The 11,072-nt window shown below is 70.9% G+C and carries 14 protein-coding genes and 1 pseudogene; 5 read left to right on the top strand and 10 right to left on the bottom strand.

From position 1 onward, the window contains the following. The coding region (locus tag ABD296_RS30075) for a hypothetical protein (RefSeq protein ID WP_344274574.1) at positions 1–1,200 on the top strand (1,200 nt) is incomplete at its 5' end. A 19-nt stretch (positions 1,201–1,219) separates the two neighbouring features. Here the strand turns inward: ABD296_RS30075 and ABD296_RS30070 are convergent. The 5 genes from ABD296_RS30070 to ABD296_RS30050 form a co-directional block, all read right to left on the bottom strand. Then, positions 1,220–1,930: a hemerythrin domain-containing protein gene (locus ABD296_RS30070; protein WP_344274571.1), complete on the bottom strand. Its 711-nt coding sequence runs from the start codon at positions 1,928–1,930 to the stop codon at positions 1,220–1,222. A 55-nt stretch (positions 1,931–1,985) separates the two neighbouring features. Then, positions 1,986–2,336: a hypothetical protein gene (locus tag ABD296_RS30065; RefSeq protein ID WP_344274569.1), complete on the bottom strand. Its 351-nt coding sequence runs from the start codon at positions 2,334–2,336 to the stop codon at positions 1,986–1,988. Positions 2,337–2,547: 211 nt separating this feature from the next. Further along, positions 2,548–2,892: a VOC family protein gene (locus ABD296_RS30060; RefSeq protein ID WP_344274566.1), complete on the bottom strand. Its 345-nt coding sequence runs from the start codon at positions 2,890–2,892 to the stop codon at positions 2,548–2,550. Between the two features lies 1 nt (position 2,893). Beyond that, on the bottom strand, positions 2,894–3,073 hold the full coding sequence (locus tag ABD296_RS30055) for a ribbon-helix-helix domain-containing protein (RefSeq protein WP_344274563.1): 180 nt from the start codon (positions 3,071–3,073) through the stop codon (positions 2,894–2,896). A gap of 111 nt (positions 3,074–3,184) precedes the next feature. Next, a complete protein-coding gene (locus ABD296_RS30050; RefSeq protein WP_344274560.1) occupies positions 3,185–3,949 on the bottom strand; it encodes a class I SAM-dependent methyltransferase in 765 nt (254 codons plus the stop codon). Positions 3,950–4,019: 70 nt separating this feature from the next. Here ABD296_RS30050 and ABD296_RS30045 point away from each other — a divergent pair, with 70 nt between their 5' ends. Beyond that, on the top strand, positions 4,020–4,529 hold the full coding sequence (locus tag ABD296_RS30045) for a winged helix-turn-helix transcriptional regulator (RefSeq protein ID WP_344274557.1): 510 nt from the start codon (positions 4,020–4,022) through the stop codon (positions 4,527–4,529). Positions 4,530–4,661: 132 nt separating this feature from the next. On the opposite strand, the gene ABD296_RS30040 is transcribed toward ABD296_RS30045, so the two are convergent. Then, positions 4,662–5,105: a winged helix-turn-helix transcriptional regulator gene (locus ABD296_RS30040; RefSeq protein WP_344274554.1), complete on the bottom strand. Its 444-nt coding sequence runs from the start codon at positions 5,103–5,105 to the stop codon at positions 4,662–4,664. Positions 5,106–5,242: 137 nt separating this feature from the next. Between ABD296_RS30040 and ABD296_RS30035 the strand changes: the two genes are divergently transcribed. Continuing rightward, positions 5,243–6,109: an aldo/keto reductase family oxidoreductase gene (locus ABD296_RS30035; protein WP_344274551.1), complete on the top strand. Its 867-nt coding sequence runs from the start codon at positions 5,243–5,245 to the stop codon at positions 6,107–6,109. A gap of 119 nt (positions 6,110–6,228) precedes the next feature. Here ABD296_RS30035 and ABD296_RS30030 read toward each other — a convergent pair whose 3' ends face one another. From ABD296_RS30030 to ABD296_RS30015, 4 genes are all read right to left on the bottom strand, one after another. Further along, positions 6,229–6,615: a hypothetical protein gene (locus ABD296_RS30030; protein WP_344274548.1), complete on the bottom strand. Its 387-nt coding sequence runs from the start codon at positions 6,613–6,615 to the stop codon at positions 6,229–6,231. Positions 6,616–7,081: 466 nt separating this feature from the next. After that, positions 7,082–7,957 carry an NmrA family NAD(P)-binding protein gene (locus ABD296_RS30025; protein WP_344274545.1) on the bottom strand — a complete coding sequence of 292 codons (876 nt, stop codon included), beginning with the start codon at positions 7,955–7,957 and terminating at the stop codon, positions 7,082–7,084. 79 nt (positions 7,958–8,036) lie between these two features. Beyond that, the gene (locus ABD296_RS30020; protein ID WP_344274542.1) at positions 8,037–8,636 is read right to left on the bottom strand and encodes a TetR/AcrR family transcriptional regulator; all 600 of its coding nucleotides are present in this window, start codon (positions 8,634–8,636) and stop codon (positions 8,037–8,039) included. A gap of 502 nt (positions 8,637–9,138) precedes the next feature. Beyond that, on the bottom strand, positions 9,139–9,585 hold the full coding sequence (locus ABD296_RS30015) for a GNAT family N-acetyltransferase (RefSeq protein ID WP_344274540.1): 447 nt from the start codon (positions 9,583–9,585) through the stop codon (positions 9,139–9,141). A gap of 249 nt (positions 9,586–9,834) precedes the next feature. On the opposite strand from ABD296_RS30015, the gene ABD296_RS30010 reads away from it, so the two are divergent. Further along, positions 9,835–10,419 (top strand): M15 family metallopeptidase, encoded by a 585-nt coding sequence (locus ABD296_RS30010; RefSeq protein ID WP_344274538.1) that lies wholly within the window; start codon positions 9,835–9,837, stop codon positions 10,417–10,419. Beyond that, a pseudogene (locus ABD296_RS30005) lies at positions 10,329–11,071 on the top strand (alanine racemase); the annotation flags it as partial. The gene ABD296_RS30010 and the pseudogene ABD296_RS30005, both read left to right, overlap by 91 nt. Position 11,072: the final 1 nt, after the last annotated feature.

The raw sequence follows: 11,072 nt of genomic DNA, 5'->3' as shown, positions 1-11,072 counted from the left end.
CGCCGGGCCCGTCGCCGGGCCCGTCGCCGGCCGCCCGGACGCGCCGCGATCGCCGAACCCGCGGCCCTCCTCGCCGCCGCGCTGCTGACCACCGCCGTCACCGTCACCGTCCTCCTGCACCGCGACCGGCCGGCCCCGCCCGGCGCCGCGCCGCCCGGCCCCGTCCTGTCGCGCTACGAGACCGCCGCGGCCGGCAACACCATCGACCGCGACTGCGGCTACAGCGTCCCCCTGACCGGCCACCGCAGCCTCTGGCTGTTCTGCGACTCCATCTGGAAGGGCGCCCACCCCGGCCTGGCGCTCGGCGCCACCGCCGCCACCGGCACCGCCGCCCCCGGACGCGTCCCCACCGACCTCACCGAACTCCCTGCCCCCGGCCACCCCGCCACGCCTCCCACCGCCACCGCCGCCCCGGCCGACCGGCCGCCGCAGCCGCTCCTGGGCACCCCGCCCGGTCTCGTCCTGCCCGGCGGCGTCCCCTGCCACCTGCCCGGCACCGCCTACAGCGCCTCCTGGATCTCCGGCGCCACCCGCCTGCCCGCCGACGGCACCGTCCTGCTCACCTACACCGACGTGTGCGCGCACGGCGCCACCATCACCGCCCAGGGATACGGCATCGCCGCCTACCGGCCCGCCGACGGCACCCTGAACGGCCAGACCCGCGTGTTCACCCTCCCCGGCGGCCTGCCGTTCCAGCTGAACCTCGGCTCACCCGTCCTGCGCGACGGCCACCTCTACCTGTACGGATCCACCTGCGACACCTGGACCGCCGCCACCTGCGCCGCCGGCCGCGTCACCCTCGCCCGCGTCCCCGCCGACCCCGCCGCCCGGCGCGACCCGTCCGCCTACCGGTACTGGTCCCCCGCCGGATGGACGCCCGACGCCTCCCTCGCCGAGAACGTCGTCCCCGGCGCCGCGCCCGCCGCCGTCCACATCGCCGACTACACCGCCGCCGGCAAGGGCCTGGTCCTCATCGAACAGCGCAGCCTGGACGGACGGTACCGGCTCTGGCGGGCACCCGCCCCGCAAGGCCCCTGGCGGCCGGCCGGCGGCGGCACCGTCCCCTGCTCGGGCGGCAGCGGCAGCGACCAATGCCGCGCCTTCATCGGACACCCCGAGCTCAGCACCACCGCGGCGCTGCTCATGTCGCACTACAACCCCGCCGACCGGCACGTCACCGTCCGCGCCGTCCCGTGGTGACACCGGCTTCCACCGGGCGTCACACGCTCCAGAGCCGGCGCCTGCGGTAACGCGGCTCCCACCGCAGCCGGCTCAGCTCCCGCACCTCCCGCGGCAGCGACGTCAGGAACCGGCTGCGCTCGACCGGCGCGATCCCGTCCACCATCCACGGCACCGTCCGCTCCCCGCACCCGGCTCCCGCCGCGGCCCACAGCGACACCGTGTCCGCGGCGAACGCCGCCCAGTCCGCCGCCTCCAGAACCCGCCGCGCCAACGGCAGCGCACCCGCCTCCTCGTGCCGCAAGTGCACCTCCAGCGCATCACGCAGCCGCTGCACCGCGGCGACGACCTCCTTGGGGCCCTGCTCGTCGTCCTCCAGCGCGGCGTCCACCGCCGTGACCAGCACCTCGATCCGAGGATGCTCGGCCCGCAGCTCCGCAACGACACCCAGCTCGGCTCGGTGGCCGGCCACCGCACGTTCCACTCGCGGCCACAACACGCTTTCCTGCAGCTCGTTGTGCAGGCGCAGCTGCTCCTTCAGGTTCTCCCAGCCCGCCAGCACCAGCGGAGCGCGAGCCCTGCCCGCCGCCGCGGCCGCCGCCAGCCGCTCCAGATCCCTGCGGAACGCCACGTGCCCCGCGTGCGCGAACACGTCCATGAACCCGGGACCCGCCACGCCGTCCAACCCCGCGGCCGCCCGCTCGCCGCCCGGCGCCGCCGCCACGGGCGGCGCGACAGAAGAAACGTCCATACAAAGATGAGGCCGCAGCCCCCTGAGATGTGACGTGCCGACACCGAGACCTCCCTCACGCCGAGCACTTCGCACCGCACACCCTTGGACGCCGAGCGCCGCTCAGCCGGCCTCCCGGGGCCACCTCCAGCAGCGCCTCGCCGCCCGTGCCACTACCGCGCCTTCGACAGGCCCGTCGCCCCGCACCGCCTGCCACGACTCGGCCACCGTCTGCGCCGCGCCCCGCGCCCCGCACCACGCTCGACAGCGTCGCCATCCCCTTGGCGTCGGCGATCCCGATCGCCGCCTCCACGACGACCTCCACGCTCCGCCCCGGCGCCGGACGCAGCCCCCTGGCCCGCAGCGCACCGGTGCCCGCGCCGCCGCCTGTCCTGCCCGGCGGCGCCGACGCCACGCCCTGGGCCATGGACCACCTCACCGGCGAATCGGCACGGTCCGCGCCCGGCTGCTGCTACACGCCCCCCGCCCAGGAGCCCGCGCCCGGCACATCACCACCTGGCGCGCCGCATCGCCCGCTGGACGTCGACTACAACCTGCTCGGCCCGCCCGAACTGGTCGCCCACCTCACCGCCATCGCCGAACGCACCTGTCCCTTCCCCCGGGCGGCGCCGCCCGGATCACTTCGTCAGCGGGGTCTGCAGGCTCCACAGCCGCCCGTCGGGGTCGCGGACGGTCATCTCCCGCGTTCCGTAGTGCGTCTCCTCGAACGGCGACACCACCTCGACGGCCGGGTCGGCGCGGAAGGCGTCCGCATCGGGGACCCTCAGCACCGTCCGCGCCTGCGGCTCCCGGTCCTCGGGGATCTCGGCGATGAAGATGTAGGGCCCGTCGCCGTTGCGCAGCAGCCCGGAGTTGTGATCGGTCGAGAACTCGAGTTCATAACCCAGCGCCTGGAAGAACTTGGCCGCCTTCCCCCAGTTGTGGGTCTCCAGGAACACGGCCTCGATGCCCTCGGTGCTCATCTCAGGTCTCCTTCTCGGTTGATCGCCGTTGCGGCGTGCCGTCGTCGTCGAGATAGGCGCGCAGCGCCTGCGCCACCAGCGCCGACAGTGACAGCTCCGACTCGATGGCGCGGTGCTTGACCTGCTTGATCAGTCCGACCGGCAGGTACACGTTGAACTGCTTGACGTCCTCGTCGCCCACGCGAACATGCTAGCAAACTAACTCACTAGTCGCCCGTTCCGCGGACGCACCCGAGCGGCTTCGGGCCTGTCGACGCGCCATCCCCGATCCGCGAGGGCGGGGGGGCTCCCTCTAACCCTCGCGGGGACGGGCGCACCCGAGGTAGGTGACGACCGGCCTGCCGCCGGGTTCGAGGACGAAGCCCGTCATCGCCGGGACCGCCTCATCGGTGATCTTCCCGCTCCGGCGGGCGATGATGGCACGGACGAGGCCGAGGACGCTCTTGGGCTTGAAGGAGCAGACGTCCTCGTTGCGCAGGCCGTGGGCGGCGAGCGCGGCCCGGACCTCCTCGGGGGTGCGCAGCCGCACGGCCGTGTAGCGATCACGGGGCATGATCCGCGTGAACGGCAACGACTGGAAGGCCCACAGGTAGATCAGCCGGGACACCGGCGTTCGGTTGACCGTGTCGTAGAACAGGACACCATCTGGCCGCAGCAGACGTGACGCGTGCGCCACAACCCTGTCGAGGTCCTCAGCGATCTCGAAAGTGTCAGTACAGAAAACGACGTCGAAGTATCCGCCCGCGAGACCGGGGTTCTCAGCGGGCGCCGTGACGTATTCGACGGCCTCGCCGTGGGACGCCCGCCGCGCCAGGTCGGTCGCGTCCGGGGACGGGTCGAGGGCGACGACGTCGAAGCCGAGCCCGGCCAGGCCCCGGGCGAGGAGGCCGCGTCCACTGCCGATGACCAGCGCGCGTCGTTCGGCGGGGTCGATGCCGAGCCGGCGCAGGGCCGAGGTGAGGTACTCAAGGCGCACCTCCTGGAAGGCGAGGGCGCGGACGTGGCGGCCGTCGACTGCCCCCGGCGTCCGTGAGTCGAGTTCGATGATCGGAGCCACGACATCCTCCATTTAGTTCCTTGAGGGAACTCATACTAGTACCCTAAGGGAACTCGGGTAGCCTCGGTGGGTGACCAGAACCTCCCTCGCCGACGTCGCGTGCTCGATCGCGCGTGCGACCGATCTGTTCGCCGACGCATGGACGGCGCTGATCATGCGGGACGTCCTGATGGGCGTGACCCGATTCGACGACCTGGCCCGCGACCTGGGCGTCTCGCGCAAGGTGCTGGCGGCCAGGCTGTCGCGGCTGGTGGAGGAGGGCGTTCTGACCCGCGAGCGCTACCAGGACCGTCCGCCGCGTGAGCACTACCTCGCGACCGAGAAGGGCGAGGAGCTCTATCCCGTCCTGCTCGCCCTGATGCGGTGGGGCGACCGCTGGCACAGCGGGGAATCCGGGCCGCCGTTGCGCATCCGCCACCTGGAATGCGGGCACGACACCGAGCCGGTGATGGCGTGCGGGCACTGCGGCCACCCGCTCACCGTCGACAACACCACCCAACTCCCCGGCCCCGGCGGCCGCGTCGGCCCGGGCACCCAGGTAATCGGTCCTCTCATCGCAGCCAGGCAGCCCCCCGAATAACCGCCGGATGGTGATCGCCCACCACCCGCCATTCGACACTCGCGCGCCCGTAGCGCTCCAGCGACGGGACCAGAGGCGGACTGCGCCTGCGTCCAGCGTCCGGGCTAACGGGATGCGGGCCGGGGCCGTCGTTCAGTCGGTCCTGGTGTCGTACGTCGCGCGGTTGGCGATCACGTCGTCCATGTGGGTTTCGGCCCAGCTCTTCAAGCCACGCACCATGTGGTGCAGGGAGACGCCCAGGTCGGTCAGCTCGTAGGTGACCGTGACGGGCACGGTGGGCACCACGGCGCGGCTGACGAGTCCGTCGCGCTCCAGCGAGCGCAGCGTCTGGGTGAGCATCTTCTGGCTGACACCCGCCAGCATGCGCGACAGCTCCGAGTAGCGCATCGGCCGCGGCTCGCCGACGCAGACATCGCCTGGCTCACGTGGGCCGTCGCTGCCAAGGGCAGCGAGGATCAGTGCGACCCACTTGCCGGAGATCCGGTTGAGCAGTTCGCGGCTCGGACACGCCGCCAGGAAAGCGTCGTACTCCACCTTGGACTGTGCCCGCTGCTGGGCCGCCGTCGTTGTCGCCACTGCTCGCTCCTTCTGCCCTCAAGGTCCCCTACGCACTTTGAGGTGCCTACTTCCTTTTGGAAGGTTACTCCCTAAGAGTGGTGTCGAGGAGCCGCAAGGCACCCTCGCACACACCACGAAAAGACAGAGGTAAGAGCATGGCCTCCTCCCTTCCCGGCGGCACCTGGATCTTGGGCGACCTGTCCGTCTCCCGGTTCGGCTACGGCGCCATGCAGCTCGCGGGTCCCGGGGTCATGGGCCCGCCTGCGGACCGCGACGCCGCACTCGCCGTCCTCCGCGAGGTCAGGGATCTCGGGATCACGCACATCGACACCGCCGGCGCCTACGGGCCGCGCTTCACCAACCGGCTCATCCGTGAAGCCCTGCACCCCTATCCCGAAGCGCTGCACATCGTGACCAAGGTCGGAGCCGACCGCGACCCTCAGGGCGGCTGGCCCCCTGCCCGCAAGCCCGAGGATCTGCGCCGCGCCGTCCACGAGAACCTGGAAGATCTCGGCCTCGACGCGCTCGACCTGGTCAACCTCCGGCTCGGCGACGCCGAGGGGCCTCGACCCGAATCCGTCGCCGAGGCGCTCGGAACACTCGTCGAACTCCAGCAGCAGGGACTGATCCGGCAGCTCGGCGTGAGCAACGCGACGGCGGAGCAGGTCGCCGAGGCACGCGCGATCGCACCGATCGTGTGCGTGCAGAACATGTACAACCTCGCCTACCGCCAGGACGACAAGCTGATCGACGAACTCGCCGAACAGGGCATCGCCTACGTGCCCTTCTTCCCACTCGGCGGCTTCAGCCCCCTGCAGTCCTCGGCGCTCTCCGCCGTGGCCGCCCGGCTGAACGCCACGCCGTTGTCCGTCGCCCTGGCCTGGCTCCTGCACCGGTCCCCGAACATCCTGCTCATCCCCGGAACCTCGTCAACGGCGCACCTCCGCGAGAACGTCGCCGGCGCGGGACTCCGCCTCTCCCCCGAAGACCTCGCCGAACTCGACAAGATCGGCCGCCAATGACGTAGCTACAGTCCGACCGGAACCGGACGAGGAATGCCGCTGTTCGTCGCCGGCGCGATCCACGCGGGCGCCGGCGTCGGACTGTCGGACAAGCCGCCGCGATCCCGGCCCTGTCCCCCTCACCGCCGCTCTTCCACGGCGCCCAGGCCAACGACCGGCTCTGGCATTTCGCCTTCAACCGCCTCACCGAGCTGCTCATCCAGGGCAAGGAGCGCATCTTCGTCGGGCACCAGATCGCCACCAAGGCCGTCCGCAAGCTCCCCGACCACGCCGTCGAACGCTACGTCGGTCCCCTCGCCTCCGACCCCGACGCCCTGCGCGCCAGCTTCGCGTTCTACCGCGCGCTCGACACCACCATCGCGCAGAACCAGCGGCGCAAGGCCCGGCGGCTGACCATCCCCGTTCTGGCGATCGCCGGAGCGGGCAACTCCGGCGACCTGGTCGAAAAGACCATGCCGCTTGCCGCCGACGACGTGGAAAGCGTGATCACCCTCGACTACGGCCACTACCTCGCTGGAGAGGCCCGCCCGACGAGATGCTGGTGGTCTTCAACCGTTCCTCGCTCCCACCGCGAGCCCGTCGCAGCGGCCCGCTTGATCTCCCATCAAGCACGGGCGGGGCCAGCTGCCATGGCGACGAGCAGGCCTGGCCCTGAGCGCCGACGACCTCGCCGCCATCGAAGAAGGTCGGCCCGAGGGCGGCCTGGGCGGACGCTTGACCTGACCATCCCCGCACACCGGCCCGAAGGGCCGCGACGAGCACCGACCCTCGCCGCTGCCCTCGCGCCACTGCCGGGCAGCGACCCACCGAACAAGAGTCACGTCAAGGAGTTGGCAATCATCCGGGGGCGTGATCACCTTCTGCCCTATTCCGCCCAGCCCCCACCATGCGGTGTGGAAGCCTCGGGGACCTGCATGTCGACGATTTTCAACACCCGATCGGGCTTGGGCGGCTGGCGTCGGCGGCCGGGTGTCAGTGGCTGCTGTGGCTTTGTCTGGTGGTGCGGTCGGTGAGCAGGTCGGTGACCGAGCGCGGGGTGCGGCCGAGGAGTTCGGTCAGGAGCGGGTCGACTCCGGCGAAGCGGCCCTGGCGGGCGGCCTGGAAGAGGGTGAGCAGCATGCGGGCCGTGGCCTGCGGGGAGCCCGCTGCGACCTGGTCGGCGATCCACTGCTCGTCGTCGACGACGACCCGTTCGATGGTGCGGCCGGTGAGGGTGGAGGCGATCTGGGCGATGTCGTCGAAAGTGACGGCGTCGGGAGCGGTGAGGGTGATCGGGCCGTCGAAAGAGCGGTCGGCGGCGAGGATCAGCGCGGCGGCTTCGGCGGCGTCGGCGCGGTCGGTCCAGGAGACGGGGCCGTCGGCCGGGGCGGTGATGGTTCCGGTTTGCTGCCAGGGGCCCAGGAACCAGTCCAGGCTGTGAGCGTAGAAGCCGTTGCGCAGCGAGGTCCAGGCGATGCCGGTGTCGGCGAGCAGCGCTTCGGTGGCGGCGTGGTCGCCTGCGGGCGGGAACGGGCTGTCGAGACCGGCGCCCTGGTGGCTGGTGTAGAGGATGCGCCGCGCGCCGGCTGCGACTGCGGCTTCGATGGCGGTGCGGTGCAGAGCGACGGCGTCGGCGCTGGGGTCGTTGGAGGAGACCAGCAGCACCTGCTCGGCGCCTTCGAACGAGTCACGCAGGGCGTCCGGGTCGTCGTAGGAGCCGCGCCGCACGCGCACGCCGCGGTCGGCGAGGTGCTGCGCCTTGCCGACGTCGCGCACGCTGACGCCGATCCGGCCGGCGGGGACCAGCTTGAGCAGGTGTTGGACGGTGGCGCCGTTGAGGGCGCCGGTCGCGCCGGTGACGATGATCATGATTAGTTCTCCTGTCGGTGGTCTCACCGAATCCGGGCTGCCCCGTGCCGGGGCCACGGCCCTGGTGCAGCGGTGGCCGCTATCGCACTTGCAGTAGCGGGAGCAGGACGTCGTCGACGAGGTGCTCCACGAACGGCCGGTCACAGGGCCGGCCGGCGAAGACGAGCCGGTGCACGATGACGGCCGGGGCGATCTCGGCGAACAGCGCGGCCGCGCCGGGCACCAACCGCTCACCGCTCTCAACGGCGCTGCGGAACGGCTCCTGGGTCATCGCCGCCTCATCCCGGCGCAGGATCCGCCGCATCTCCGCAGCCAGGCCGGGGTCGCTGCGCATGCCGGTGAACAAGGCGCCCAGTAGCCCGATCTCCTGCCCGGCGATCTGATCGGCCAGCCACTGCACGGTCGCCAGCAGTGCCGCACGCAGATCGCCCGGCGGGGTGGCCGGGGGTGTCGCCGGCGCGCGGTGTTCGACCGCCGCGGCCACCAGAGCGGCCTTGCCCCGATGGCGCCGGTAGACCGTCGGCTTGCCGACCCCCGCCCGGGCCGCGACCGCGTCGATCGTCAGCTGGTCGTATCCGACCTCGGTCAGCACCAGCAGCGTCGCCTCAAGGATCGCGATGTCACGTCCGGCGTCACGAGGCCTGCCGCGCACCGGCGCGGGCCCACGCCCATCCGACACCGCCCACCTCTCTCGGTTAACGAAACGAAACTGACACGTAATGTAATCCAGGAAGGGGCGGGCGTCCAGCCAGGTGCTGGAAGATCGACCTGCTGAACGAAGTGCTACGGCAGATCGCGGCACTGGGACGCATCAGCCTCGAGGCGGCCGACGAACTAGGCGCGCGCTCGCGGCGCGCCATGGGGGCAACCAGCATCAGAACGAAAGGTCCCGTTAGGCGGTCGCTCGGTTTGACGCCGGCGTGGCTTCTTCTTCGGATGCGTCTCGGGGCCGAGCCATCGCGCGCTGCTGGTGGTGTGCGTGGCGGTGCTGGCGCAGTGTGGCCGGCTACAGCCGTAGCCAACGACCACCGCCCACGTCGTTGGGACCGTGGAGGCGCGGGAGGCCTGCCAGTCTTACGACGCCTGTCGCTGACTTCAGTCCCAAGTCAGGTAGCGGTAGTGCCGGTCGATGATTCCTGCCGTAGCACGACTGAGTCCGGCGATTTGCGAGGGGCAGGCCGTCAGTCGGTGGGCTCGGGCTTGGTTCGGATCATGACCGACTCCCAGCCGGAGAATTCCTGGAACCCGTGTCGGCCGTAGAGCTGTTGGGCATCGGCGGTCAGCAACATGATGGCGGCGACGTCTGCGACGTCGGGATGGGCCAGCGCAATCCCGATCAACCAGTCGCCGAGGCCTTGGCCGCGGTAGGCCGAGATGATGAAGACGTCGTCCAACCAGGCATAGGTGACGGTGTCGCTCACCACCCGGGCGAAGCCGACCATCGCCTCGTCGTCGGTGTAGACGCCCAGGCACAGTGATGCGGCCATTGCCCGTTGCACCACTTCGCGGGTCACGCCTGGCCGCCAGTACGACTCGCGGGTGAGAAAGCCGTGGACGACGTCGACCTGGATCAGGTCCGGGTCATCGCTGATGACGAAGCCCTCGCGCCGGGCCAGTATCCGGGACACCTTCCCCAGCATCCCCCACCGGCCACCGCGAAGCAGCGTGTTCGGGTGCATGCCAGGGCGGGACGCGCGGCTGGCCGTGCGTAATTACCAGCGGCGAGACCATCTTGCGCCACTTCCTGATGATCGGGATTCCGTGTATCGCGGGCGTATCGAAAACCGCATACGCCACCGCAACAGCTTTCCGCCTTCAGTGGAGGCATGGACCACAGCGCATCACTGTCAACGCCGGCTCGTCGTACAGGCGGGGTCGTGCTCGTCGGTGTGACGATCCTCGGTGTAGCAATCGCCGCGTTCGTGCAGTGGCCGCTCGTCGCGTCCGCTCCCTCGGATTCGTCGGCCGAAGTCGACCTGTCGAGCAGTAGACAGACCACCCTGGACGAGGGTGACGGTGTCATTCCCGGCGGGGCGGCGGTGTCGGTGTTCGACGAGGAGATTCCGGCGGTGGGCAAGCTCGACAGGGACCTCCTCGATGCCTTGCGTCGGGCGGCGATGGACGCAGAAGCCGACGGCGTCCGGTTTCGGGTCAACAGCGGTTGGCGGTCGCCCGAGTATCAGCAGCGATTGTTGCAGGACGCTGTCGTCAAGTACGGCTCGCAGAAAGAGGCCGCGCGGTGGGTGGCCACTCCGGAGACATCTGCCCATGTGTCGGGTGAGGCGGTCGACATCGGCCCGCCCCATGCCGCGGCTTGGCTTTCTGAGCACGGTGTCGCATACGGGCTGTGTCAGATCTATCGCAATGAGCCATGGCATTACGAACTGCGTCCAAATGCCGTCGACGACGGTTGCCCGCCGATGTATACGGATCCGACCGAGGACCCGAGGATGCGGCCGTGAACCGGGCCCCGGTCGCGCTTCAGCGCCGACCAAGCACCTTTCGTCCGCCGACCTTGGAGACGCTCCCGGTGGCGGTGGCTGCGAACGTGGTCGAAATTCGTGCACGGACCCGGAGCACGATCATGGCCGTGGTCAAAGCCGACGGTTACGGCCACGGCGCGGTCACGGTCGCCGAGGCCGCCGTTGCCGCCGGTGCCGGGTGGCTTGGGACGACGAGCGTCACGGAGGCTTCTGCGCTGCGCACCGCGGGGTTGGCGGTGCCGATTCTCACCTGGCTGCACCCCTTCGGGATCGACGCCGAGGCGGCGGCGGCCAACAGGGTCGATGTCGCGGTCGGGTCGGTGGACGAGATCGGCGCGCTTCTCAGCCCGCGTCGACGGTGCGGATTCATCTCCATGTCGACACCGGGATGTCCCGCGGCGGCTGCCCCCGCGGGCAGTGGGACGAACTGATCGGCATCGCTCAGCGTGGTCAACGGGCTCGGAGGATTCGCGTCGTGGGTGTCATGGGGCATCTTCCGCTGGTCGACCGGGCCGAGCCCGCGGCGAACGCGCCGGCGGTCGCTCGTATGCGCGAGGCGCGGCAGGCGGTCCGGGACGCGGGGCTCGGTTCGCCGCTTGCTCATCTTGCGGCCACGTCGGGGACGCTGACCG

It is taken from the genome of Actinomadura napierensis (genome assembly GCF_039529375.1).
Classification (GTDB): Bacteria; Actinomycetota; Actinomycetes; order Streptosporangiales; family Streptosporangiaceae; genus Spirillospora; species Spirillospora napierensis.
Note: the sequence above shows the minus strand (reverse complement) of the source record. Positions and strands in the feature narration are given on the sequence as shown.

Bases quoted from the DNA above. Each gene is read 5' to 3' on its own strand.
- ABD296_RS30035 (WP_344274551.1), top strand. From the start codon at position 5,243: ATGGCCTCCTCCCTTCCCGGCGGCACCTGGATCTTGGGCGACCTGTCC.
- ABD296_RS30060 (WP_344274566.1), bottom strand. From the start codon at position 2,892: ATGAGCACCGAGGGCATCGAGGCCGTGTTCCTGGAGACCCACAACTGG.
- ABD296_RS30025 (WP_344274545.1), bottom strand. From the start codon at position 7,957: ATGATCATCGTCACCGGCGCGACCGGCGCCCTCAACGGCGCCACCGTC.
- ABD296_RS30065 (WP_344274569.1), bottom strand. From the start codon at position 2,336: ATGGCCCAGGGCGTGGCGTCGGCGCCGCCGGGCAGGACAGGCGGCGGC.
- ABD296_RS30070 (WP_344274571.1), bottom strand. From the start codon at position 1,930: ATGGACGTTTCTTCTGTCGCGCCGCCCGTGGCGGCGGCGCCGGGCGGC.